At 44.9% G+C, this 24199-nt stretch carries 22 protein-coding genes and 1 pseudogene; 8 read left to right on the forward strand and 15 right to left on the reverse strand.

The annotated features are described in order from the left end of the window. On the forward strand, window positions 1-242 hold a 242-nt coding region (locus IEW48_RS10985), incomplete at its 5' end, for an integrase core domain-containing protein (RefSeq protein WP_188623793.1). A gap of 279 nt (window positions 243-521) precedes the next feature. Here IEW48_RS10985 and IEW48_RS10990 read toward each other — a convergent pair. Further along, window positions 522-1817, reverse strand: a complete 1296-nt coding sequence (locus IEW48_RS10990; RefSeq protein WP_007505391.1) for a transposase — start codon at window positions 1815-1817, stop codon at window positions 522-524. A gap of 390 nt (window positions 1818-2207) precedes the next feature. On the opposite strand from IEW48_RS10990, the gene IEW48_RS10995 reads away from it, so the two are divergent. After that, the gene (locus IEW48_RS10995) at window positions 2208-3158 is read left to right on the forward strand and encodes an LLM class oxidoreductase (RefSeq protein WP_188623794.1); all 951 of its coding nucleotides are present in this window, start codon (window positions 2208-2210) and stop codon (window positions 3156-3158) included. Window positions 3159-3492: 334 nt separating this feature from the next. Here the strand turns inward: IEW48_RS10995 and rlmD are convergent, their stop codons facing one another. After that, the gene (rlmD, locus tag IEW48_RS11000; RefSeq protein ID WP_188623795.1) at window positions 3493-4893 is read right to left on the reverse strand and encodes a 23S rRNA (uracil(1939)-C(5))-methyltransferase RlmD; all 1401 of its coding nucleotides are present in this window, start codon (window positions 4891-4893) and stop codon (window positions 3493-3495) included. A gap of 222 nt (window positions 4894-5115) precedes the next feature. Between rlmD and IEW48_RS11005 the strand changes: the two genes are divergently transcribed. Continuing rightward, window positions 5116-5271, forward strand: a complete 156-nt coding sequence (locus IEW48_RS11005; protein WP_007502894.1) for an FbpB family small basic protein — start codon at window positions 5116-5118, stop codon at window positions 5269-5271. A 113-nt stretch (window positions 5272-5384) separates the two neighbouring features. Here IEW48_RS11005 and IEW48_RS11010 read toward each other — a convergent pair whose 3' ends face one another. The 5 genes from IEW48_RS11010 to IEW48_RS11030 form a co-directional block, all read right to left on the reverse strand. Then, complete coding sequence (locus tag IEW48_RS11010; protein ID WP_007502895.1) at window positions 5385-6107, reverse strand: amino acid ABC transporter ATP-binding protein; 723 nt, start codon at window positions 6105-6107, stop codon at window positions 5385-5387. Next, window positions 6104-6763, reverse strand: coding sequence for an amino acid ABC transporter permease (locus IEW48_RS11015; RefSeq protein WP_042684109.1), 660 nt, complete (start codon window positions 6761-6763; stop codon window positions 6104-6106). The genes IEW48_RS11010 and IEW48_RS11015 overlap by 4 nt, the downstream gene beginning before the upstream one ends. Before the next feature lie 185 nt (window positions 6764-6948). After that, window positions 6949-7788 carry a basic amino acid ABC transporter substrate-binding protein gene (locus IEW48_RS11020; RefSeq protein WP_188623796.1) on the reverse strand — a complete coding sequence of 280 codons (840 nt, stop codon included), beginning with the start codon at window positions 7786-7788 and terminating at the stop codon, window positions 6949-6951. 391 nt (window positions 7789-8179) lie between these two features. Then, the gene (locus IEW48_RS11025) at window positions 8180-9076 is read right to left on the reverse strand and encodes a DUF1002 domain-containing protein (RefSeq protein ID WP_188623797.1); all 897 of its coding nucleotides are present in this window, start codon (window positions 9074-9076) and stop codon (window positions 8180-8182) included. A 215-nt stretch (window positions 9077-9291) separates the two neighbouring features. Continuing rightward, window positions 9292-10182, reverse strand: coding sequence for a diacylglycerol kinase (locus IEW48_RS11030; protein ID WP_188623798.1), 891 nt, complete (start codon window positions 10180-10182; stop codon window positions 9292-9294). Window positions 10183-10716: 534 nt separating this feature from the next. Here IEW48_RS11030 and IEW48_RS11035 point away from each other — a divergent pair. Further along, window positions 10717-11580: pseudogene (locus tag IEW48_RS11035) on the forward strand (IS30 family transposase). Window positions 11581-11879: 299 nt separating this feature from the next. Here IEW48_RS11035 and IEW48_RS11040 read toward each other — a convergent pair. The 4 genes from IEW48_RS11040 to IEW48_RS11055 all read right to left on the reverse strand — a co-directional run bounded on the left by IEW48_RS11040 (window position 11880) and on the right by IEW48_RS11055 (window position 15028). After that, window positions 11880-12608: a hypothetical protein gene (locus IEW48_RS11040; RefSeq protein ID WP_188623799.1), complete on the reverse strand. Its 729-nt coding sequence runs from the start codon at window positions 12606-12608 to the stop codon at window positions 11880-11882. 14 nt (window positions 12609-12622) lie between these two features. Further along, the gene (locus tag IEW48_RS11045) at window positions 12623-13570 is read right to left on the reverse strand and encodes a hypothetical protein (RefSeq protein ID WP_188623800.1); all 948 of its coding nucleotides are present in this window, start codon (window positions 13568-13570) and stop codon (window positions 12623-12625) included. Beyond that, entirely contained in the window at window positions 13567-14445 is an 879-nt protein-coding gene (locus tag IEW48_RS11050; protein WP_188623801.1) for an ABC transporter ATP-binding protein, read from the reverse strand. Before IEW48_RS11050 ends, IEW48_RS11045 begins: the two co-directional genes overlap by 4 nt. A gap of 115 nt (window positions 14446-14560) precedes the next feature. After that, window positions 14561-15028 carry a hypothetical protein gene (locus tag IEW48_RS11055; protein ID WP_188623802.1) on the reverse strand — a complete coding sequence of 156 codons (468 nt, stop codon included), beginning with the start codon at window positions 15026-15028 and terminating at the stop codon, window positions 14561-14563. A 437-nt stretch (window positions 15029-15465) separates the two neighbouring features. Between IEW48_RS11055 and IEW48_RS11060 the strand changes: the two genes are divergently transcribed. The 4 genes from IEW48_RS11060 to IEW48_RS11075 are packed head-to-tail and all read left to right on the forward strand — an operon-like array spanning window position 15466 to window position 19523. Then, window positions 15466-16377, forward strand: coding sequence for a polyprenyl synthetase family protein (locus tag IEW48_RS11060; RefSeq protein ID WP_188623803.1), 912 nt, complete (start codon window positions 15466-15468; stop codon window positions 16375-16377). A 19-nt stretch (window positions 16378-16396) separates the two neighbouring features. Further along, window positions 16397-16555 (forward strand): competence pheromone ComX, encoded by a 159-nt coding sequence (gene comX, locus IEW48_RS11065; RefSeq protein WP_188623804.1) that lies wholly within the window; start codon window positions 16397-16399, stop codon window positions 16553-16555. Between the two features lie 14 nt (window positions 16556-16569). Beyond that, window positions 16570-18885, forward strand: a complete 2316-nt coding sequence (locus IEW48_RS11070) for a sensor histidine kinase (RefSeq protein ID WP_188623805.1) — start codon at window positions 16570-16572, stop codon at window positions 18883-18885. Continuing rightward, the gene (locus tag IEW48_RS11075; protein ID WP_188623806.1) at window positions 18882-19523 is read left to right on the forward strand and encodes a response regulator transcription factor; all 642 of its coding nucleotides are present in this window, start codon (window positions 18882-18884) and stop codon (window positions 19521-19523) included. Before IEW48_RS11070 ends, IEW48_RS11075 begins: the two co-directional genes overlap by 4 nt. A 156-nt stretch (window positions 19524-19679) precedes the next feature. Here the strand turns inward: IEW48_RS11075 and gatB are convergent, their stop codons facing one another. From gatB to IEW48_RS11095, 4 genes are all read right to left on the reverse strand, one after another. Next, complete coding sequence (gene gatB / locus IEW48_RS11080; RefSeq protein WP_188623807.1) at window positions 19680-21113, reverse strand: Asp-tRNA(Asn)/Glu-tRNA(Gln) amidotransferase subunit GatB; 1434 nt, start codon at window positions 21111-21113, stop codon at window positions 19680-19682. Between the two features lie 15 nt (window positions 21114-21128). Further along, window positions 21129-22586 (reverse strand): Asp-tRNA(Asn)/Glu-tRNA(Gln) amidotransferase subunit GatA, encoded by a 1458-nt coding sequence (gatA, locus tag IEW48_RS11085; RefSeq protein WP_188623808.1) that lies wholly within the window; start codon window positions 22584-22586, stop codon window positions 21129-21131. A gap of 14 nt (window positions 22587-22600) precedes the next feature. Beyond that, window positions 22601-22894, reverse strand: coding sequence for an Asp-tRNA(Asn)/Glu-tRNA(Gln) amidotransferase subunit GatC (gatC, locus tag IEW48_RS11090; RefSeq protein ID WP_007502910.1), 294 nt, complete (start codon window positions 22892-22894; stop codon window positions 22601-22603). Between the two features lie 210 nt (window positions 22895-23104). Beyond that, window positions 23105-24196, reverse strand: coding sequence for a CamS family sex pheromone protein (locus IEW48_RS11095; protein WP_188623809.1), 1092 nt, complete (start codon window positions 24194-24196; stop codon window positions 23105-23107). Between the last annotated feature and the right edge of the window lie 3 nt (window positions 24197-24199).

Here is a 24199-nt window from a genome sequence, read left to right on the forward strand (position 1 = left end):
TCGGAAGCATGAGCCGAAAGGGGAACTGCTATGACAACGCCTGTATTGAATCCTTTCATAGCATCATCAAAAAAGAGTTGATTTACTTAGAAAAGTTTAAGACTCGTGAAGAAGCCATCAAGCGGATATATGAGTATATAGAATTTTTCTACAACCGAAAGAGAATTCATTCTTCGATAGGGTATCACACTCCCACTGAATACCAACGCATGTACTATGAATCTAGTAAAAAAGTGGCCTAAACTCTCTACTTTTTGTGTCTACTCTATTGACTTAATACGAGCTTTTTGCGATGTACCCTTTTCCTTTTGTAGTCAAAACAAACGTAACAAACCCATAGAGCAAATTGTCGCCTGCCTAAGACCACATGGCGCGGCTTTTGAATAACCGGACGGTCGTTATCCCCAGATCCTCCCTAAAAAAGGGCAGACGTATCCTGTTATCCACAATGATTCACTTGTGGATGACTTTTTTGTCTCATTGATTCACATGGGCATAAGTTTGCCTGTCCTGGTTTAATCTTAGGCCACCAGGCTGCGCATCTTCTCCGCCTGGTTCGCTTTGATCCGTCCCACTGCTATCGCCAGCATGACGCATAAGGCTAAGCCACAGCGGACTCTCATTTTCTGCTCTCCACGGATGGTGTGCTTCTCCAAACCAAATGAGCCGTCCAACCGGCTGTTGACTCGCTCTGCCGCTGTCCGTCTACGGTAGGCTTTTTCCCAGGCATAACTGGACCGGTCGATGGGCGTGAAGATTCTGCGATCCTTGGATAAGGGAATGCGTATCCCCTGGGCCACTGGACATTGGCTCATCCCCTGACATTGGATGCCGTATTGCTTGGCTGGACAGCGTTTTTTTAAGGTGTTCCGGTCTTTCTCAAAGCCGCCATGCGCCATCTGACGCTCGGTTCCTGTTTCCGGACAGACACAGCACACCTGGCCTCTGTAGGTATACACCACGTTCTCCCATGGGTCTAAAAGACGGGTTTGTTCGCCGTCTTTCCAGCTGTTGCGAATGTCAATGACGGGCTTAATCTGATGGTCGTCCCACAGGCGCCGGATCAGTTTGGTGTCGTCATAGGCTTTGTCGGCCGCCAGGGTCTCCGCGTTCTCTAACATCTCGGGGTGGCTCTCTTCCAGGTGGTCGATCATCCGGTGGGCTTCGGTGATGTCTGCTTCATGGGCTTGGGTGAGGCTGTAGTGAATGGGCAGTTCATAGACGGCATCGACGATCAGATGCAGCTTGTAGCCGAACCAGCGCACCACTTTCTCCCACGTCGTCCCATCTTCGTTTTGCCCCCGGTAGGTTTTGACGCCATAAGTGGCCTCGGTGTCCCGTCGCCCGTCACGTGCACCATTTTTGTTTTTGTGCCGGGCATAGGAGGCGATAGCTTTGGAGTCCATGGCCAAGTGCTTCCCAAAGTCCGGAAGCAGCTGCCGCAGTTCCTGAACGAGTTGGTTAAACATGTCTTGGATGAGATCGGCATGGTGGAGGAGTTTTTGGAAAAACCGGGTGTATGCCCAGGCTGGCGGCACTTGCCCCTGAAAACCGCACAGGTGTCTCAGTTGCCCATTGCGGGCCAGTTCCCTGCGCAGTTTTTCAATGCTTTCATGCTGAAAGACGATCCCGGCTAACACGGAATTCCACATGGCCCGGATGGGATAGTCGTTGCGCCCCCGACCACGTTCGGCTTCCAGAGTCTGCATCAATGCCTCATCGGGCATGGTTTCCATGACCAAAGATAGACGTTCTAAGTCCCCCAATTCTTCAATGTCTTCCCACGCAAACAGGGTGAGTTGTGGTATAATGGCCATACAGGCATCCCTCCTATATTGGGTGTGGTTACCTCTATTTTACCATAGGCGGGGTGGCCTGTTTTTTATTTCTGCTTTTTGTTGGGGTCGATTTCTCTTTATTAGCGCTGACCTGTCCGTCAAATGTTGATTTAATCATACCAGGATGGGGGAAAATTTATTTTGACTTGTCTTTTATCCCTTGTCCCGTCTGGCTTCCCAAACATCGCAATTAGCTCCTTAATACCAAAAACGATACGCTTTCTGCATAGATTTTCCCTCCCGGTTTTAATATACCATTTCTGTTTCAGAAGGAAAACATATGTTTGTCCCGATTCATCCCCCACTTACACTTCGTTTAGAAGTGGGGGTCTTCTCGGAAATTTATGATAAAGATGTGGAGGGATGATGATGAACCCGTTTGATAAGCATAAAGGATATTCACGCATGTTTAAAGAAAATCATCTTACTCTTGGGTTGTTCTTTCCCATTGAATCATACGAGGGCAGCATTCCAAAAATGGACATTGACCAGCAAATGAAACTGGCCAAAAGAGCAGAAGAGCTCAATTTTGCTGCATTGTTCGTTAGAGATGTTCCGTTACATGATCCTTATTTTGGGGATGTGGGCCAAATTTATGATCCTTGGGTCTTTTTAGGATATATCGCCGCCCATACAGACAACATTGCTTTGGGCACGGGAAGTATTATTCTAACCTTGCGTCACCCTTTGCATGTGGCCAAAGCAGCTGCTTCCATCGACAAAATTTCCGGCGAACGCCTGGTTCTCGGGGTGGCAACAGGAGATCGCCCTATCGAATTTCCTGCCTTCTCCGTTGATCCTGAACAGCGTAGTACTTTGTTTCAAGAAGCCATCATGGTCATGAAAAAAGTGTGGAAGGAAAACTTTCCTGCGATCCAGTCACCACGGGTCCAGCTGACGAACGGGGATCTTTTGCCTAAACCGCGCTTGTTGGACATTCCGGTGTTGGTGACTGGTCACAGCTCTCAATCCGTGGAATGGATTGCCGAAAACAGTGATGGTTGGCTGTATTATCCCAGAAACTTAAGATTCCAAGCGGAGCTGATTAAAAATTGGCGTGCTCAGACCGGTCAGTTTAAACCGTTCAGTCAATCCTTATATGTAGATTTGACCGAGGATCCGAATCATCCGCCAGTCCCTATCCATTTAGGGTTCCGAATCGGGCGCAATCCACTCATTGAATTTATAGAAAGTCTTAAAATCGCGGGTGTGAACCATGTGATTATTAACTTAAAATATGGCCAACGTCCTGTTGAAGAAGTGGTTGAAGAATTAGGGGAAGAAGTTGTTCCGCACTTCCCGGCATTAACTGTGGAGTGACTTATAGTGAATGAAGTATGAATCGTTTAACTTGATACAAAAGTGTTTAACTTACCTCCGACAGACGTCTCCCACTTCTAAGCGAAGCGAAAGTGGGAGATGAGTGTCGGTTTGATGTAGCCTCAATATGATGAGTGTGGTAAAATAAAATCAAACAAACGTTCGTATTTTTGTGGCAGACAGAGACACCAACGCCGCCATCAATATCAAAAAGGAAGGTCTGAAAAAGTTAGGGACTGCCTGAATGGATCTCGAACCGTGGGGCACACGGGGATCGCTCGGTCAACTTCCCATCATGAGATGGGATTACCCGAGAAGCCTCCACCTCTAAGCGTTAGCGCAGGTGGTGGGAGTATGTCACAACAAGTTTGGCTGCCACCTCAACGTGGCTGGTATGCGGAAACATGTCTACTGGTTGAACCTCTCTGGTTTCAAAGCCGCCAGCCTCTAAGATTTTGATATCTCTCGCTAATGTGGATGGATTGCAAGAGATATACACGACCCGCTCCGGTTTCATCTCAATGATTGTTTTTAATAGAGACTCATCACAGCCCTTGCGCGGGGGATCAACGACAATGACATCGGCTTTAATGCCTTGCGCCCGCCACCAAGGGATGATCTTCTCTGCCTCGCCTACGGCAAACTGCACGTTGGTCATCCCATTCAGCCGGGCGTTCCGCTTGGCATCGGCCACAGCTTCGGGAACCACTTCCACCCCCAACACCTGCTTTGCTTTTTGGGCCAAGAACAGAGAGATGGTGCCGATGCCGCAATAAGCATCAATCACCGTTTCATGCCCTTCTAAACCGGCAAAGGCCATGGCTTTTTCGTACAATACCTTGGTTTGCACCGGATTGACCTGAAAGAAGGAGCGGGCTGAAATGGCAAAACGGATATCGCCAATTTTGTCATAGATATAAGGCTCTCCCCACAAAACTTTGCTCTCGTCGCCAAAAATCACATTGGTCCGCTTGGTGTTAATATTTTGAACGATGCTTTTCAGATTGGGAAAAGCGGACACCAGTTCATCTACTAACTTATTCTTGGCAGGGATGTGCTCTCCATTGGTGACCAGAACAATCATCAATTGACCAGTGGCAAAGCCGTACTTGGCTACCACATGCCGCAACAAGCCGCTGTGCTTATCTTCGTTATACGCCGGGATCCCGAGGCGTGTGCCGATTTCCTTTACCTTTTGAATGACTTGATCGTGCTGTTCATGCTGAATCAGACAGGCTTCCATATCGATAATGTCATGACTGCGCGGGCGGTAAAATCCACCAATCAGTCCCCCTTCTTCTTCCCCGATCGGCACCTGCGTTTTGTTCCGGTAACGCCACGGTTTCTCCATGCCTATCACCGGGTAAACGTTAACCTTGTTTAAATCCAAACCGCCAATCCGTTCAAGGTCGTTCTTCACCAGCTGTTGCTTATATTTCAGCTGCTCCTCATAGGCTAAATGTTGCAGCTGGCAGCCCCCGCAACGGGCAAAGACCGGACAGGGCGGTTTCATGCGCGCCGGGCTTTGCTCTAGAATCTCCAACACTTTGGCATAGCCGAAGTTTTTCTTTGTCTTCAGGACCTTTGCTTTTACCACTTCGCCGGGCAAGGCATCTTTGACAAACAAGGTATATCCTTCATAACGGCCTACACCCATTGCTTCGTGATTGAGATCATGTATCTTTAGCTCTACTTCATCATTTTTCTGTACCGGAAGCTGTATTTTTTTAGACATAGACTGTTCCCTCTTTCAATTGTCTTCCCACATTGGACATACATCCACTATTATCCTCCACGGATTTTAGCATACTTACTCAAGCAATCAAGCATTTGTATAAAAACCGCCTCAAAAATTTCATTTTAAATAGTTTAAAAATTTAGCACAATGGTCAGACTAATAATACGATGATAATGCAACCAATTAACAGAACAAGACAATTTGAAGGAGGAAATACTCATGGCCAGAAAAAAAGCGGCTCATTCCATTGCCCAGCTGATTGACCAGTATAAAGCGGATATCCTGAGCAACAAGGAGTGGCTGGAACAGATCGAAGAAAAGTGGGAACAAAGAGTGATGCAAAAGTCCCACAGCCAACAAGTCCATTCTTCATAAACCAGCTTTCAGCCGATCTTAAAAACAGCTGAGCCTCTCCCATGCAAAAGAGCTGTCCCTGCGACAGCTCTTTGTTCGTTAGGTCCGTATAGGTTTGAACAACAAGCGCTTTTCTACAACACCTTGCTTAAAAATGCCTGTGTACGGGGATGTTGTGGATTGTTAAACAGTTGCTGGGGTTTGCCTTCCTCCACAATGACCCCTTCATCCATAAACACAACCCGGTCAGCCACTTCACGGGCAAAACCCATTTCATGGGTGACCACAACCATGGTCATGCCTTCCTGGGCTAATTGTTTCATTACCGCCAGGACTTCCCCGACCATCTCAGGGTCCAAGGCTGACGTGGGCTCATCAAACAGCATCACTTTTGGTTCCATGGCCAACGCTCGGGCAATGGCCACACGCTGTTTTTGTCCCCCAGACAGGGAGTCGGGATAAACTCCCGCTTTCTCCGCTAAACCAACCTTGTTTAAAAGGGCCATGGCTTTTTCCTCTGCCTTGGTCCTCGGCCAGTTTCTCACCTTCACCGGCGCCAGCGTAATGTTTTCCAAAACCGTCATGTGGGGGAATAGGTTAAATTGTTGAAAAACCATCCCCACTTCTTTGCGCACTTGATTAATATCGGTTTTCTTGTCTGCCAGGTCCACCCCGTTGATATACACATGTCCATCCGTAATCGATTCCAAAAGGTTTAAGCAGCGCAAAAACGTTGATTTTCCCGACCCGGACGGACCGATAACAACCACCACTTCCTGCGGTTTAATCTCGATGTCGATTCCCTTCAAAACCTCCAGATCACCAAACGACTTTTTCAGATTGGTCACCTTGATCATTCTGTCTTAAGCCTCCGTTCAACATAGTTCAGCAGGTGCGTTAAGCTGAGCGTTAAAACAAGATAGATAAGGGCCACCATAAGATAAGGTTCCCATACTGCAAAGTATTGGGCTTGGGCTGCCCTTCCCCAGTACATCAGCTCAGGGACGGCAATGATGGCACCCAAGGACGATTCTTTTAATAAGATGATAAATTCGTTCCCCAGAGGAGGCACCATGCGCTTAAACGCCTGAGGCAAAATGATATAACGCATGGCCTGGGTGTGTGTCATGCCCAGTGAACGGGCAGCTTCCATCTGTCCCCGGTCAATGGATTGGATCCCGGCCCGGAAGATTTCAGCAATATATGCAGCAGAGTTCAAAGCAAGAGCGACAATGATCGAAGCAACGGCATTAACAGGATTCATCAGCATGGGCATCAGACCAAAATGGATCAGCAAGATCTGAACTAAGAGTGGTGTTCCTCTAAAGAAGTTGATATACCATACAAAGGGAAGACGGAGTAATCGATTGGAGGCCATTTTGCCTAAGCCAATAAACAAGCCTAAGATGGTTCCGAATATCACCCCTGCCAGGGAAATCCCAATCGTCAGCAAAGTGCCTTTGATAAAAAACGGAAGATAAGCACTGATCACATGCAGACGAAAATTAAACATTTCGGTTAAAAAGGCTTCCACAGACATTAGAACAGTTTCCGGCGACATAAGCATAATACTCCTTTTTAGTCACTCGATTTATAAAATAATTTATAAAACACAAAATAAAGTCCAGGTAGAAAAAGAGCGTAACGCATACACGTTACGCCAAACAGCATAATTAACCAACATCCGTTTGCCTTGCCCTATTCCGCATTTAAGAGTGTTTCAACATCTGGCGTTGTACCAAACCATTTTTCATAGATTTCAGCATAAGTCCCGTTTTCAATCACGGTAGTTAAGGCCTCATTGAAAATCTCTGTCAGTTCGCTGCCTTTAGGGAACATGATGCCATAAAATTCAGATTCGAAGTTCTCGGGGTCTTCAAGGCCTACTAAGTTATCATTGGGATTGTTCTTCAGGTATTCGTTCACCACGGCGTTGTCAGTGACAACGGCTTCCACATCTCCGTTTTTCAAGGCCATAATCGCCACAGCAGAGCTTTCATACTTCAAAATATCGGGATGGTTTTCACCGAGGATTTTTTCCACGGCAAATTGTCCCGTCGTCCCGTTTTGCACTCCCACTTTTTTACCGACTAAGTCAGTGGCGCTTTTGATATCGGAACCTTCAGGGACGAGAATCATGTGGGTGGATTCATAATAGGGACGGGTAAAATCATAGCTTTCTAGGCGGTCATCGGTAATGGTAATACCTGAGATAGCCAGGTCCACTTCTCCATTTTGCACGGCAACAAAGAGCGGATCCCAACCCAAATTGCGCACTTCATGCTCAAATCCCGCTTCCTCCATGACAGCCGCTAACAAATCAATGTCAAAACCGACAATTTCTCCTTTGTCCAAGAATTCAAACGGGGCAAAAGAAGCTTCTGTGCCGACAATAAGTTTCTGTTTCCCGGCCGCTTCCGTTTCACTATTATTCTCTCCCGCTTGTTCATCGGTATCTGCCGGCTGTCCTGAGCCGCAAGCGGCCAACAGGATCGTCATAAGCAAAAGCACCAAGCCCAACCATAACGATTTTTTCATCTCATTTCCCCCTTGTACCATTCTTTTAATCTCCGGCTCTGCTCACGCTCATCTCTTCTGTATTTTTGCCTATGTCTATATAATATAGTATTAAATGTATTAACAATCCAAAATGTATAAGAACTGTATATTTAAAAGACTATGTTTATATCTATGCCACAACTAGATTTAACCATAGAACAAGCATTTTCTCAATACTTTTTTATGGACAAAAGTTTACCAATAGAACAAAAAAGCCAGCCCAGAGGCTGGAACACATGGGAATTATTACTTATTTAAGCTGCCCGCCCAACACTGCCCCGTCATTATTAATCACTGCAGCCGAAATATACAAACGTTTCCCGTCACGGGCCTCCTGTTCGGGGAACGGGACTATCAGGAGTCGAGCAGCTTAACTTGAAAAGACATCTTTTAATCTTTCAAAGAAGGCAATGATCACATCGAGAACTTTACGCAAGAAATTGCGGGTTTCTTCCCGGTCCAGAATCTCATTTAAGTTATCCCGGATATTTTTCAACTGGTTGCTAACTTGCTCCCAGTTGATGTCTAAATTTTTCAGGCGTTTTAACAAGTGAACCAGGGCATCAATATCTTCTTCTGTCAGTTCAATACCCAGTTCAGCAGCAATCTCCCGGATTAAGTTGCGGTAATCTTCATCGGTTTCAAGCTTGGTATCAGCCAATCTTTCTTTGAGCCGTCTCATCAGTTCAGCCGCTTCTTCTGAGCCGATTTTATCGGCCAGTTCAGCCGTTTTGACCATTTCCTCGTTGGCCACTTGCTTTTGTTCTTCGTCAATCTCTATATCGGCTGCTGCCTCAAAGGCTTTGATGATCCCTGTCAGACCGGCCGTGCCGCTGACTCTGAAAGGAGCGGTCACATACACATCTGCATCCTGGATGCCAGCCGTGGCCATGGCATTGGCATACATTTCTTCTGTTACCCAGTCAATATTATTGGTGGTTACCGTAAGGCCAGCCCCTTCTTCCAACAGGGTAATTCTGGCAGAAGAAATCGCCCGCGTACCGATCTTGGATGCATCAATATACTGACCCAGATATTGATGCTCCTCCTGGTTGGACACATAGATAATTTCCACATCTTCACCAACACCCATTTCAGCCAAAATTCGCTCGCGTTGTTCCTGGGTCAGGTTCTCACCAAGGGTCACCACCGTTTCGCCGGTGATGGCATCAGCGGAAACCGGCAGGGCAAAACTGAATACTAGCAAAGTCCATAAAGCCAAACCAGCAATCCATTTTTTGTACGGCTTTTCCGTCATCCATAACATGGGTTGTCCCTCCTTAATTCCAGTCAATTAAACATATGCTTAATGTTTTTCTGCCCTTGTCTAATCTATTATATTCGCCCCGTTTTCTTTTCTTTATGGGGGAAAAATCCTGCCACAACCACCCTCCCATTCTATTATTCCCACTAAATTGCTTTTATAATCTATGTCTATTAACTTTTTGATTCAATTATGACGACTTGTCTCCTATTAGTTTATTAGTTAGGCGGTGTGCGCAAAACCAGGTGTTTATGCAGCACTTTAAAATGGCTGGGTAGTGTTCCTCCCCGTTCGCCGTCCAAATTCAGCTGAACCGGGTAAGCGGAGGTGACTTTCAGTTCAGCCGTTTGAAAATAGATCACACGGGGATCATGAATATGGTCTCCCTTGATGACCTGCGTGGCAATCTTCAGAAACTCAGGCATGGTTGTTTTGCGTACCACCAGCACATCAAAGTAGCCGTCGTTCATCACTGCCTTGGGAGCCAGTTTCTCAAAGCCACCCACCGAATGGCTGTTGGCCACCAGAAACAGCATGATCTCTTCATCAATGACTCGTTTGGGAGAAGTGATGGTAACCCGGGTGGGCTTCAACCAGGCTAGTTTTTCGATACCCTTGACATAGTAAGCCAATTGGCCAAACATTGTTTTGAGCCGGCTGGGCACTTCATAAGTGAGCTCCGTGAGCGTCCCTCCGCCGGCAATATTAATAAAATATTGCCGGTTCACTTTGCCCACGTCAATGCTGGTCGTCTTGCCGTTAATAATCACATCACAAGCCGCTTCAAAATCTTTGGGAATACCCAGTGCCCGGGCAAAATCGTTCGTGGTACCGGCAGGGATAATGCCTAACTGGGGACGGTATTTTTTTTCTGCCAAGCCATTGACCACTTCATTGACAGTCCCGTCTCCCCCTGCAGCCACCACCAGATCACAGCGACGTTCTACGGCGGTCTCCGCCGCCCGCATGGCATCTCCCGCACCGGTAGTGGCATGACAGGAGGTCTCGTACCCGGCTCTTTCCAGCTTCTCCAGTATGCTTGGTATATGTTTACGAAACAGTTCCCGTCCGGCCGAAGGATTGTAAATAATGCGTGCCCGTTTAAACATAGCAGACGCTCCTCTTGTTCACAAGGTTTCGGTGCTCCCCCAGCACGCAAAATAAATAAATAGAAAAATATTTGCACAACACTATTTATCCTTATCATACTCGAATTGGTAAGCCTTGTCATCATTGTATGCGGGCAGTATGCTCACTGGGCCTGGCAACAGGATCACCATTTCATCAAACGGTCCGTTTCATGTCATCTCGAAAGTCTTCTTTCACTTTATTTTTAAATTGGACTTTCCCCTAATCCCCTTTACACGTAGGATCATATAAATGTTTTTGTGTAGATCAATCAAGCTCTACAAGAGGACGAATAAATAAACATTTTAAGGAAGGTTTCATCGAGAGGCCTCCCTCATCATGCAGACGTCCTTTATTCATATCCTTTATCCATAATATAACTACATTTCAATATTAATTATTTTTTTAATATTCGTTCATTGTAAAATTAAATGCAACAAAATAAATATACAAGAGCCACGGTAATTCCGTTATGATGAAGTCGACGAAAACCCATACATAACAGGAGGAATACCATGGCTCGCACTCATCATAACACAACTCGTACATTTTCGCATCTATCCGTTTTTGACCGGGGGCAGATTCAAGCGCTTCGCAATCAGGGAAAGTCACTGCAAGAAATCGCAGACATCATCGGCTGTCATAAGTCGACGATCTCCCGTGAGTTGAAACGAGGAACCGTGACGCAGTGACGGTCTGATCTGACCGAGTATCAAGCCTACTTTGCCGATGTGGGTCAACGGGTCTATGAATCGAACCGTTCCCGCTGCGGGGCGAAGTATAAGCTGGCCAAGACCATGGATTTCATTCATTTCGCCGTGCAGAAGATCCGTGAGGATCACTGGTCTCCGGATGCTGTTTGCGGCTATGCCAAGACCCAGCACTTGTTCGATGGTGAATCGGTTTGCACGAAGACCCTGTACCGCTATATCGACCTTGGTCTGCTTCCAATCAAGAACATTGATCTGCCGTTGAAAGTGTCCCGAAACACTAAGAAGAAGCGAACACGGCAACATAAGAAGATGCTCGGCACAAGCATTGAACAGCGACCCCGGCATATCGATGAACGTCTGGAATTCGGTCACTGGGAAATCGATACCGTCTTAGGCAATGGAGCTGAATTCAGTGAACTCAGTCAAGCGCTTGAATCCCAGGTGTATTACACCCATCCTTACACCTCATGGGAACGTGGAACCAATGAACGTCACAACGGACCCATTCGTCGCTTTATTCCAAAAGGCAAGTCCATTGATGATATCGATCCATCGCTCATTATCTATGTAGAGAACTGGTGTAATACCCTCCCCAGGAAGATTTTAGCCTATCGTTCCCCAAACAATGCGTTTAATGAAGAGTTACGAAACTTGGCTTTATCATAACCATATGCTGATTACTGTGGGGTCGTTGCATTTAATCTTGCAATTTAAGTTTTTTTAATATTTTTTATTCAAAAACGAAATGACTTGTACTTGTCACAAATTAATGGCAAGTACAAGCCACCACAATTTATGAATGAAAGAGGGGATTAACTAGCTACCAATTCTACAAAAGTAATGCAGTATTAACATCCCATTCCTATCCTATAACAAATCTATGCATATTGCACCGCATATTTTTGGCGGAAACCCGCCATTTTGTGTCATTTTTAATTACAACTTTTGGATCGCAAGTACTAGATTTACTCTTCATAAGGAAGGTCATCGGGAACAACCAGAAAGTCAGGAGCATCAGATGTCAATTTGATAGCACACTTTTCCTTTCCATCACGCAACAATTCCTGGATGAGTTGACTAATCTTATTGGCCGCTTCCTCTGATTTCGATTCGTTCAGTCCGTGCTCTTCATTCAGCATTTCAAACAGCTCTTTCTTGACATAGGAACGAAGCCATTTGTCTTCAAATAACTGAGGATATTGCCGTTGAAGTTTAGCAATGGCGACGATATCGGGATTGTCACCATCATCGGCTGTAAGCTCGGCTTCAATAATCCTTTGATTCCATTCCCATGCTTGTTCTTTCTCAATTAAAATATTCTTATCATGTTTTGCTATACAGACTAATGTTAAATCTGTCAGTAATGATGTAAATGCGGCTTGATAATCAACTTCACTAAGCGTTGTTTCTATCTCAAGCCCGCCTCGCTTTCGTTCATATTCCATCGTTCGTATTTTTTGAGTTGCGGTTTCTGTCCACAGTTCCTGATGGGTGAGACTTTCACTTCCCACATAGGCAATCACTTGAGGAGCCAACGATGGATCCTGCTGTTCTAACATGACTTCAAACCACTCCAGATAATCTTGCACAACATGGGGATTTGCTTCAGTTCTTAAACCAAGCCACATATATCCCATACCTAACACAAGGACCATGACAAAAAAGGACAAAAGAAACCATTTGCTTAATCTCACCTTATCAGTCTCCTTTATGACTTAGCCATTCTGTACAGATACAACCGCCAACATAAATAGATTATGGCAGCCAAATAAACAGCGATGACAGTAATGAGAAACCATATTGAAGCCAGATAAGGAACCGGAAGCATAAAACCTTGGGTCACTTCTTCAAGCCGGTACATGCCAGGCTGTGGATATGATAACACAAGCCATGGACCGGGTTCTGACAGGTCATTCCAAAACCAATTGTCTGTAAATGCGTAAACAAATAAGGACTGAAAGTTAGCCCAAGGTAAGTAGCTGTTAACGTACATCAGCCATGGAAGTTGAAAAGTATGTGATGTTGCAGCAGTAAATACCCTTTCTACCAGCAGGTAAAAAGGGACGATGGTGGCTCCCGCAATCGCAGAATTAAAAACAAATGTGATCAACATGGCGGCTATTCCCCAAAAAACACACGCAATATAATAAATGAAAAACGCCTTAGCCGTATCCGCCGATAAAAGGACCGATAGCTCTCCTGCGGGGACGTTAGGTATAAGTAGAGATGTCATAGTAAATGTCAATAAATAGAACAGCAACACAACTGCATAATAGAGTACTAAAGATATGATTTTGTTTCCAAAATAACGGGCTTTTTGTCTGTGTAGAACTGATACCCGGGGTAAAATGTTGTGTTTCAAATCGTCATAGATCCACAACACTCCCACCAATACAAGTGGAAAAAAGTAGATTGTAGAAAGAATATCTTCCATTGTATAGACAAAAATATGATCAAAGCGTAGCCAATGAAGCAGAATCGTAAAAGATTCCCCTGAAAAGGGAACCTGTGGATCCGGTTCCATTTGATGAAGCTCATTAGCGAATACATAGTGACTAAAGATGAAGGAAAATCCCCTTATCATTGGTATCATTGGCAAAATATAAATTGCTTTTTTCTTTTTTAGACGGATCCATTCGGCCTTCAACAGTTTCATTTCCTTACCCCTTTTGCCAGATGTTCTATCATCCTGTCTAGTGAAGGACATTTATTCTCTATACTGTTAATGATCAAACCACTAGAAATCAATTTATTAACAACCATCTCTTCATTCTGCTTTGAAACAACAATCTCCATTTTTTCCTTCAACACACGGGATTGATTAATGTATGGATTCAGTTCATCCGGAACCATCCGCCCATTGATATGGATATGTACCTGAATGAAAGGGTACAGGCTTTGAGCAATGTCATTAATCTGGATTAATTGTCCTTGATGAAGTAAAAGAATATGATCGGCCAACTTTAATGCTAAATCAAAGTCATGAGAAATCAGTATCACAGTTTTTCCCTGTTCATCATAACAGTTTATCAATTGGAGGAGTTTTTCCTGTGAGTCAAAATCTAGACCATTAAAGGGCTCATCTAAAAATAAAAAGTCTGGATCACCCAGTAAGGATAAAGCGATGCCTAACCTTTTCTTCATACCTAGTGAGTATGTTGAAACTGGCCGATTATCTTGGGGAATATTCCATTCAACAGCTAAGCCCAATATCCTTTGTTTGGAAACCGGCTGTTCCCGGAAATGGTTAAAGTACTCCAAATTTTCAAGCCCTGACAAATGAGGGTAGACTAGCGGCTGATCAAACACAACACCAATTTGTGAAACCGACTCTTGCACTTTTTTATTGTTATATAATACGATTCCTTGATCTGGGGGGAGAATCCCGACCAAAATTTTCATTAATGTAGTCTTCCCCATACCATTCAGGCCGAGAATGACACAAACTCCCTGTTCAATGTGAAGGTCATCAATAGGGAGGAGAACACGATGCTTTCTAAATGATTTGGCTAAATTCTTTATCTGTATCATGATCGACACCTACTGCAGAATTGTCTAGTATTTTTGGCTCAGGAGAATATCACGTCTCCTGAGCCTAATTTTATTGCATAGTATTTGTATATAGAGGGTCTTCAAAATAAACCTATTAATAAATATAAGCAGCATCAGTTGGATTAAGTAGTACTAATACCTTGCCATCAGAGGTTATAGCTGTACCACTTAGTGTAACTGTAATAATACCACTTCGAGAATGACTTTGGTAATGGGTGTTTGTCCAAACAGTACTCATTGGGAAGTTAGTCCCTGATTTCCGGTTTCCGTCAGAGTAGGTAAGTGTCCAAGTAACATTTACCATTGTACCAACGAAAGATCGGGCTCCAAATGAAGCTTGAGATCTTAGTGTACTTACCCGATTTAAATATACCCAGGATTCTCCGGCAGAACCTACTACTGTACCAAGTGTCCCAATATCCTTGTTATTTTTATTTTTATCTTCTATAATCATCGGAGAAACATTGAATTCTTCTGCTGCAGCTTTGTTTAAAGAAAAACCTGAAAGTGTTAAGGCAATAACAAACATTGCAAAAGTTAGAATGCATTTTTTTCTTAACATATCAAACCCTCCTTGATATAATGATTTTATGTAATATTGTTTTGGTGAAGTTCCGTACAAATGTAGTGCTTCTTTACAATTTACTCCCCCTTTCCTTACAAACTGACCCATTCACAAAGAATCTGTATTTTAGGAATTAATAGACTGAACACATGTAGATTCTTTGCAGTGGGTCGTAACTAGTCACCACCGGTTACTCTGCAAATTAGTTTGGTGGTGACTTCAATTACATATTAAAGTAAATTTTGAAATTTTTCACCGTAAATATGTTGCGGAATACCGCCAAATTGTGGCAGTATTCCGCATTTTTTTGTGGCCTGCGTTGAAAATGAATGAAAAAAGGGAATATTTGCCCATTTGGTATAGCAATATTAGTACATATGTAGTAGTATTATGTTTAATAAGGGAATAAATTAGTAAATAAGAACGTTGTGCTGATGAAGGAAATGGAATTGATTTTTAACAAAATGATCACGTCTATTGAAACAGATTTGTCCGTTCCATCACTAAAAAACATGGCCTTGGAGGCACTGAAATACCACCAAAGCCAAAGCAACTTTTCATTCGGCCGTCTAACCCTCATACACCATGACATGTTTGCCAAACGTTCAAAGGAAGTGGTAAAAGCTGCAGCGGCGGTAGAGATTTTGGTTCTTGCTGGCGACATTTTGGATGATGTAGAAGACCAGGATCAGCCAGAAGCACCTTGGACCCAAACCGAGCTACTATATTCCTTGCACTTGGCTATAAGTCTTTTGCTGTTAGGACAAAAAATGATCACGGATCTGAAAATCGAAGAGGAAAGAAAAGTGAAACTGCTGTCCTACGTCTCCTCCAAATTGTTAAACAGTCTGAGTGGACAGCATATAGACTTAACCCACGCGATTGAAACAGAGGAAGATCTCTTATATATGATCAAGCGCAAATCAGGTTCCTTGATATGCTTAGCCTGTATGTTGGGCGCCATTTTGGCAGATGCAGAGGAACACTTCTCTATCATTGAAAATTATGCCCTGAACATGGGCATTGTGGCTCAAATCAAAAACGACCTTCAAGACTTGTATGACTGGGATAGAAAGAGTGACATCAGGTTAAAGAAAATATCGCTGCCAGTATGGTACATGCTTAACGACAAAACTGATAATCTGTTGAAAAGTTATTACTCCGGCCAGCTCGATTACCGTGAGCTGTACGAGAAAAAAGAAACCGTTATCCAGGAGGTGGAACATAAAGGGGCCATCCATTATGCCAGGGTCATGATAGAAATACATAAAGGAAAGGCCTATCAGTATATCGAAAAGTTGAACGTTTCTGCTAAATATAAGTCACTATTAAAAAAATTAATTTAAAAACGTAGAGGTGATGGAGATGCATGAAATCATTCAATTTTTAATACAACATCCTGAGATATTAGAGAAACTGAAAAATGGCTCAACCTGTTTGATTGGATTAAATGAGGAAGAAATCAAGGCAATAATAGAAGTTTTTAGCCAAGAGGGAACTGTAATTAGCAAATATTGGACATGAGTTAGGAGGAAAAGATGAGTGGCAGCTTAAAGGGGAAAGTCATCATTCTCATGATGATCTTCTTTGCCTTGTTCTCTTTGTTTTTAATCGTTAAAAATATCAACCAGCCATTGGTGGGAATCTTTGTCCTAGAAACAAACGATGGTAAAGTGATTGTCAGCGATATTTATAACTTTGGCTGGGCCATGCACCATGATATCAATATCAATGATGTGATTATTGAAGTAGATGGAAAAGATCCGTTATCCCACTTTACGGTCCCTCAATATCAAGAGATTGAGCAAGCTCACACGCTGACCATCCAACGGGGAAGCGAAATTAAGCATTTCATCATCTCACATTCTCCTCAGCTTGCGGAACAGTACCTATTTTATGTGTTTTTACCCACCACCTTTCTGGTTTGTATGCTGGGCCTGAGCCTGTTCCTGTATCGATCCCAGGGGCATGAAAAACGTGTGAGGATACTGATCTATTTCCTTCTGCTCTTGGGCCTTTGTTATTTAAGTGCCAGCTTATCAGCCAAATTAGATGTGCTTGGTCAGCATGTCTTATCTTTAACCTTTTTGCTCACCCCTGTCGTGTTTTTGCATTTTATTTACCTAAACTTTCAGGCTGATCACAAAGTTTGGTTTAATAAAAAACTACTCTTTGCCCTCTATGCAGTCAGTTTGGCTTCCTTTCTAACAACGGTTGTTCATCCTTGGTTAGACATTCATATTGATGACAGGCGATTATTGTTAGCAACGTTTTTGCTTCTCATCGCCATCCTGCTCTTTTTGTTAGGTAAAGGACTTCGTTCTCTCCAGAGAGATCTGAAACAGAAAACAATAAAAGGAATCTTGTGGGCTCTGGGTGTGTCACTGGCTCCTTTTGTCTTCCTGTATGCATTGCCTATGGCTTTAATCGAAAAAAGCATCATCCCCGCCGAGTTGGCTATTGTATTTATTTTTGTGCTTCCTGCCATCTTTTTGTATTTGCTGTGTACCGACCGTTTATTCCAATTACAGTTCACCATTCACCGGCTCAGTTATTATGGCAGTCTTGCCTTCTTCCCAGCGCTAATCGTGACCCTTATTGACTTTTGGTTTATGCAGAATAACAATCAGCTGATTGATATTCTGCAGTTTTTCTTCTTGATTTACGCGGCCTCATGTTTGCTTTTGTTTGTGAAAGCGTACTTAGACCGAAAACTAAGGGCCAAGCTGTTTCCGGAAAAAAAATATTACCAAGAAAGTTTGTACAGAGTGAGTGAACGGCTCAAAAAGCACCATCGCCTGGATCAGGTTGTGGAGAGCATCAAGCACGAGGTAAAAGATGTCATCGGTACAAAAAATATCTTTCATGCGGAATTGGCCAAAGACGGTCATGCTGTCAGTCAACATGGCCACCAAGGAGACACCACATGGCTTGACTTTCTGGAGAAAGTGAGACAGTCACCGTTGCAGATTGGAACGATCCTTCAACATAAACTTTATTTCGCTGTCGTCATAGGCGAGTCTCAACACAGCTACCATTTATTACTAGGTCAGTCTTATGGACCATTAAACGGAGAACAAAAGGACTGGCTGTCCACTATTGCCTATTATACCAGCCTGGTCATCGAAAACTTATTAAAAATGGAAGACATCATGAAAGAATTAGCTGCTATAGCTGAAAAACCCACCTCCCGCTGGGCATCCCGTTTGCTATTCAAATGGTCAGAAAAGGAAAGACAACAATTAGCCATTGACCTGCACGATACGATTCTGCAAGAGTTGTTATTGCTCAAGAGAAAAACAGAAAAGCTTCGTTTACAGTCATCTGACGAATTAACGCAAATGTTCCATGACATCGAAGAACAACTGCTAGACACGATTTATCTTACCAGAGAAACGTGCCATCAATTACGGCCACCCTTCTTGGCAGAAATGGGATTGAAGGAAGCACTTTTACATCTGCAGGAAAAGTTTCAATTGCGTTCTAACATTTTGTTAGAGTTAAACGTTGATAAACTGGCAAACCAATGCCCTCAGGAAGTGGAGCTGGTCCTGTACCGGATTATACAGGAATTATTAAATAACGCCCAAAAACATTCCAAAGCCTCTCACGTCACCCTCTACTTAAGCAGTGATCAAAACCAGATTCAGTTGCATTATGTGGATGACGGCATAGGCATGGATATGGAAAACATCAATGCAATCAAAGGAAACATAGGATTATTTGGCATCAAAGCGCGCGTACTCAGCCTTGATGGAAAGATTGAGTATGAATCTGCACCGGGGCAGGGGTTCACCGTTCATATTCACCTTCCTTACAATGAAAACGAGTGGTCTGGAGGTGGGGAAAAGTGAGGATCCTTGTCGTGGATGACCATAAAGTTGTCGCCGAAGAGACAAAGGCCATAATTAATCAGGAACCTGGACTAACAGCCGATGCGGTCACCTCAAGTCAAGATGCCAAACAACTGATACACACTGGAGCTTATGACATCTATTTGTTAGATTTGCAAATGCCTGGTGTTAATGGAATGGAGTTAACCAGGGAGATCAAAAAAATTCATCCCGAAGCAAAAGTGTTGATTTTGACCGGTCATGAGATTTCTCCCCATTTCAACTATTTGGTTGAAGCAGGTGTGTCAGGTTTTATCAGCAAAACAGCATCCCGACAACAACTGATACGGGCGATCAGATGTGCCATTGATGATGAAGTAGTGCTTCCGCTCAGCCTCTTACCCCAATTGCGGCGGACAGAAATCAAACCAACACAAAAGAACATGGGTGAGATACGCCTGACACAAAAAGAAGAAGAGATCCTTGTCAAAATTGCGCAAGGAAAAAGCAACAGAGCAATTGCTGATGAACTGCTTGTAAGCCAACGAAGCATAGAGAGACATTTAACTGAAATGTTTAGAAAGATGAATGTCAACTCCAGAGCTGAACTCATTGTTAAGGCACGGGAGCTGGGGCTTCTGCCGGAAGCAATCATATAACTAACAGCTTTGTCTGTTTATATCCCCCGCTTCAAAGAAAAAACCCTCAACTGACGGAATAGTGACCCCAAGCCTGTCAGTTTGAGGGTTATATCGTATATATCATTTATTTTTGCAGGGCGCAAATCGGGCCAAAGCAACTAGACACAAACACGTCTACCGTTTAGCAATCTCCTCACGCAACAGTTTATTCACTAATTGCGGGTTGGCTTTGCCTTTGGTCTCTTTCATCACCTGGCCAACCAAATGGCCGATAGCCCGGTCCTTACCGTTTTTAAAGTCTGAAACGGACTGGGGATTGTTTTCAATGACCGCGATGACGATCTTTCTCAGCTCGCCTTCATCTGAGATTTGCACCAGGCCTTTTTCTTTGACAATCGTTTCCGGATCGCCACCCTTTTCCACAAGTTCGGCAAAGACTTTCTTGGCAATTTTGCTGCTGATGGTGCCTTTCTCAATCAAGGCGATCATTTTACCCAATTGATCTGGTTTAAGAGCCGTTTCATCCAGTTCTTTGTGATGGGCGTTCAAATAGCCCAGTACATCGCCCATCATCCAGTTAGCGACCAGCTTGGGATCCTCACAGTATTTGGTGGCTTCTTCAAAGAAATCAGCCAGCGATTTTTGAGAGGTCAAAACACCCGCATCATAGTCAGACAAACCGTATTGTTCCATATAGCGTACTTTCTTGGCATCAGGCAGCTCCGGGAGAGTCGCTTTTATTTTTTCCAGGAGCTCCTGGGTGATCTCCACCTTCACCAGGTCAGGTTCAGGGAAGTAGCGGTAGTCATGGGCTTCTTCTTTGCCGCGCATTTTGACCGTTTCACCTGTCGCTTCGTTCCAGCGGCGGGTCTCCTGTTCAACCTGGCCTCCGGCGCGGATGATTTCTTCCTGGCGGCGGGCTTCATATTCCAGCGCCTTTTGTACCCCGCGGAAAGTGTTCATGTTTTTCAACTCGGTGCGGGTGCCAAATTCTTTTTGGCCGACAGGGCGAATGGAAATGTTGGCATCACAACGCAAGGAGCCCTGCTCCATTTTACAGTCGGAGACTTCGGTATATTGCAGAATGGCCTTCAGTTTTTCCAGATAGGCATAGCCTTCCTCAGGAGAACGGATATCCGGTTCGGAGACAATTTCAATCAGAGGAGTGCCCACCCGGTTATAGTCCACCAGGGAGTAATTCTCACCTGAAACGTGGGTCAGTTTACCGGCGTCTTCTTCTAAGTGCAGCCGTTTGATGCCGATCCGTTTTTTCTGCCCATTCACCTCTATCTCTAGCCAGCCGTTCTTCCCAATGGGCTGGTCATACTGGGAAATTTGATACGCTTTGGGCAAGTCTGGATAAAAATAGTTTTTACGGTCAAACTTGGTTTCGGTGGCAATTTCACAGTTCAACGCCAAAGCCGCTTTAATGGCATACTCCAATGCTTTTTGGTTTAAGACAGGCAATACCCCTGGATGTCCTAAACAAATGGGACATGTATGCGTGTTCGGGGGTGCGCCAAATGAGGTCCGGCAGCCGCAAAAAATCTTGGTTTCCGTTGACAGTTCGGCATGCACTTCCAAGCCAATGACGGTTTCAAACTTCATATTTCAACCCCCCCATTACAGTTGTGGACGTGCTTTGTGATGGTCCGTATGTTGTTCATAGGCATGGGCCACGCGCAAAATGGTCGCTTCATCAAACGCTTTGCCGATAATCTGCAGACCAACTGGCAAGCCTTTTTGATCAAATCCGCACGGGACGCTGATGGCTGGTACGCCGGCCAAGTTCACTGGACAAGTGAGGATGTCCTCCACATACATGGTCAGCGGATCATCAATTTTCTCCCCGATTTTCCAGGCGGTGGTTGGAGTGGTAGGACCGATAATCACATCGTACTTCTCAAACAGCTGCTCAAAATCTTGCTTGATCAGGGTGCGCACTTGCTGTGCTTTTTTATAATAGGCGTCATAATATCCCGAGCTTAACGAATATGTACCCAGCATAATGCGCCGTTTCACTTCGGCACCAAAGCCTTGGCTGCGGGTTTCTTTGTACATCTCGAGTAAATTGTCCGCCTGGTCAGCCCGTACCCCATAGCGCACACCGTCATAACGGGCCAGATTAGAAGAAGCTTCAGATGAAGCAATAATATAATAGGCGGGAATCACGTAGTCGGAATGGGGCAGGGACACTTCTTCCCATGTGGCACCCAGACTTTCCAAGACCTTGAGTGCCTCCAGCACTTTTTCACGCACTTCAGGGTGAATACCCTCGCCAATATATTCTTTGGGTACCGCTATTTTTAACCCGGAGACATCGCCGGTTAAAGCAGACAGATAATCAGGCACATCCACGTTAGCCGAGGTGGAATCATGCTGGTCATAGCCGGCAATCACTTGCAGGACGTAAGCCGCATCTTCCACGTTTTTGGTGATCGGCCCGATTTGATCCAGTGAGGAGGCGTAAGCCACCAAACCGAAGCGGGAAACGCGTCCGTAAGTGGGCTTCAGACCCACTACACCGCAAAAGGCAGCAGGCTGGCGGATGGATCCTCCCGTATCGGAACCGAGGGCAAAGAAAACTTCACCCGCTGCCACACTGGCCGCTGAACCGCCGCTGGAGCCGCCTGGCACATGGTCAGTGTTCCACGGGTTGCGCACCGCCCTAAAGGCAGAGTTTTCATTGGATGAACCCATGGCAAACTCGTCCATGTTCATCTTGCCCACCATGACAGCCTGGGCCTCATTCAGCTTGTCCACGACCGTGGCATTGTACACAGGGACAAAGTTGGCCAAGATTTTGCTGGCACAGGTGGTTTTGACCCCCCTGGTAGAGATATTATCCTTGATTCCCACGGGCAAGCCAAACAAGAGACCAGTTTCGTCTGTATTTGATAAGTTGTCCAGCTCTTCAGCTTTGGCCCGTGCTCCTTCTTCGTCAAGGGTAATAAAAGCGTTAAGCTGGCTGTCTACTTCCTTAATCCGTTTGAATGACTCATCGACAAGCTCGCTGACACTCAGCTGCTTGCGGCGTAATTGCTCATGAATCTCCTGAATTCGCAGATCAAAAACGGACATCGTCTTCCCCCTCTCTATTCTTCCAAGACGCTTGGCACTTTCACCTGTCCATCTTGATGTTCAGCCGTATTTTGCAGCGCTTCTTCAACCGGCAAGGATTCATGGGGCACATCATCTCTCATCACATTGACAAGCGGCAGGACATGGCTGGTCGGTTCCACGTTCTCCGTATCCAACTCGTTTAACTTTTGGGCAAAATTAAGAATACTGTCCAGCTGTTTAGTAAACTGCTCCTTCTCTTCTTCCGTCAAATTTAACCGGGCCAAGTGGGCCACATGCTCCACTTCTTGTTTGCTAATCGTGCTCATTGCTACACCCCCAGGAAGTTTGTCCATAAACATGATAATAACAGAGAAAATAGGCAGATTCAAGCAAACGGCGAGCCTCTGAAGCTGTATTTCCCGGCAGGTAAACATCGGCAGTTGCCTAAAATGAAACAAGGGAGCATGACGCTCCCTTTTACACTTCTTCCAGCACAATGGCCCGGTGCCCGGCTGAACATGTTTGGCCTGACAAGCCTAACGCTTGACGTGCATCACTGGTTCACGACCAGGCGGCCGGCTAAAGAACGCTTTTTGTTCATTGACGCTGCCAATGTAAATATTTAAATAGATATCCTCAGGGAATGTTTCCATCGCTTCCGACCCCACATACTGTGTGAGCTGAATCACTTCGGCAATGCTGGCAAATTCCGTGGTTATATCCAGGTTAAGCTCAACCAGCTCTTCATTGACAAACCGGCCAGTCCCCACGACACCCACATAGCGGGGAAAGAAATCCTGAATGCGTCTAACATAACCGCTAAAGTCACTGGATAACTCGCTGTTCAAGCGATTCAACTCGGGGGATGGAAACAGGAGATAAACTTCATCAATGGTCCGCCATTCAGATACCTCTTGAGCATTGGGCTTTACATAGCCCACTGACAAGAAGTTTCCCGGCCGGTAGGACTGTCTTTCCTCCAGCTGATACAACGCTATGACAATAGGAGCATCTTGTACTTTGGCCCGTAATCGCTGGGCGAGTTCATCCGCGATCTCAAACCCATAATTGCGCAATTGATCGGCCGTGTAATATAATGTTTGTTCCGTTCCATCCTCCAGTTTGCTCTCATATGTGGAAGCCAGCGACACACCAATGACCACCCCTTGCAAATCTTGGCCGTTCAGAGCCAGATAGTTGTGTTCCAAAATATGTTGCAAAACAGGGCTGGGGGCATCGGCAGGATTGAGACTCTCAGGTCCATCTTTACTTAGCCACGCTTCCCCCTCAGTGCGGGAAATCAGTTGTCCCCCCACAAACAAATGGTTATCAGGGGGAAAGAATTCTTTGGCGATTTCAATGAGTCCCTGCTCCAAACGGTCCCGGTCCAGCCGGAACCCTTGCAGCCGATCATTTAGTAAATTGGCTGTCGGGCTCTCCTGCATGGGGGATACCCCGGCGTAATGGGTCTCTTCAATTTGGACAGTCGGGGTCACCCGCTGCGCCTGTTCAGCAGGATCGTCCGGTTCGGTAATCTCTTCCTGCTCCTGGTTTGGCAAACAACCACCTAAAGCAACAAGAAGCATCATTAGGAGCACGATCCCTATTAAGGCCCTTAATCTCAACATGTT

The sequence above is a fragment of the Caldalkalibacillus thermarum genome, assembly GCF_014644735.1.
Taxonomy (GTDB): Bacteria; Bacillota; Bacilli; order Caldalkalibacillales; family Caldalkalibacillaceae; genus Caldalkalibacillus; species Caldalkalibacillus thermarum.

What these genes read in the sequence shown, in the direction of transcription:
- gatB (WP_188623807.1), bottom strand. Translation starts at nt 21,113, where the DNA reads ATGAAGTTTGAAACCGTCATTGGCTTGGAAGTGCATGCCGAACTGTCA.
- IEW48_RS11005 (WP_007502894.1), top strand. Translation starts at nt 5,116, where the DNA reads ATGGCCAGAAAAAAAGCGGCTCATTCCATTGCCCAGCTGATTGACCAG.
- IEW48_RS10995 (WP_188623794.1), top strand. Translation starts at nt 2,208, where the DNA reads ATGAACCCGTTTGATAAGCATAAAGGATATTCACGCATGTTTAAAGAA.
- gatA (WP_188623808.1), bottom strand. Translation starts at nt 22,586, where the DNA reads ATGTCCGTTTTTGATCTGCGAATTCAGGAGATTCATGAGCAATTACGC.
- IEW48_RS11045 (WP_188623800.1), bottom strand. Translation starts at nt 13,570, where the DNA reads ATGAAACTGTTGAAGGCCGAATGGATCCGTCTAAAAAAGAAAAAAGCA.
- IEW48_RS11060 (WP_188623803.1), top strand. Translation starts at nt 15,466, where the DNA reads ATGAAGGAAATGGAATTGATTTTTAACAAAATGATCACGTCTATTGAA.
- IEW48_RS11010 (WP_007502895.1), bottom strand. Translation starts at nt 6,107, where the DNA reads ATGATCAAGGTGACCAATCTGAAAAAGTCGTTTGGTGATCTGGAGGTT.
- IEW48_RS11020 (WP_188623796.1), bottom strand. Translation starts at nt 7,788, where the DNA reads ATGAAAAAATCGTTATGGTTGGGCTTGGTGCTTTTGCTTATGACGATC.
- gatC (WP_007502910.1), bottom strand. Translation starts at nt 22,894, where the DNA reads ATGAGCACGATTAGCAAACAAGAAGTGGAGCATGTGGCCCACTTGGCC.
- IEW48_RS11055 (WP_188623802.1), bottom strand. Translation starts at nt 15,028, where the DNA reads ATGTTAAGAAAAAAATGCATTCTAACTTTTGCAATGTTTGTTATTGCC.
- IEW48_RS10990 (WP_007505391.1), bottom strand. Translation starts at nt 1,817, where the DNA reads ATGGCCATTATACCACAACTCACCCTGTTTGCGTGGGAAGACATTGAA.
- IEW48_RS11070 (WP_188623805.1), top strand. Translation starts at nt 16,570, where the DNA reads ATGAGTGGCAGCTTAAAGGGGAAAGTCATCATTCTCATGATGATCTTC.
- IEW48_RS11095 (WP_188623809.1), bottom strand. Translation starts at nt 24,196, where the DNA reads ATGTTGAGATTAAGGGCCTTAATAGGGATCGTGCTCCTAATGATGCTT.
- rlmD (WP_188623795.1), bottom strand. Translation starts at nt 4,893, where the DNA reads ATGTCTAAAAAAATACAGCTTCCGGTACAGAAAAATGATGAAGTAGAG.
- IEW48_RS11050 (WP_188623801.1), bottom strand. Translation starts at nt 14,445, where the DNA reads ATGATACAGATAAAGAATTTAGCCAAATCATTTAGAAAGCATCGTGTT.
- IEW48_RS11030 (WP_188623798.1), bottom strand. Translation starts at nt 10,182, where the DNA reads ATGTTTAAACGGGCACGCATTATTTACAATCCTTCGGCCGGACGGGAA.
- comX (WP_188623804.1), top strand. Translation starts at nt 16,397, where the DNA reads ATGCATGAAATCATTCAATTTTTAATACAACATCCTGAGATATTAGAG.
- IEW48_RS11015 (WP_042684109.1), bottom strand. Translation starts at nt 6,763, where the DNA reads ATGTTTAATTTTCGTCTGCATGTGATCAGTGCTTATCTTCCGTTTTTT.
- IEW48_RS11025 (WP_188623797.1), bottom strand. Translation starts at nt 9,076, where the DNA reads ATGTTATGGATGACGGAAAAGCCGTACAAAAAATGGATTGCTGGTTTG.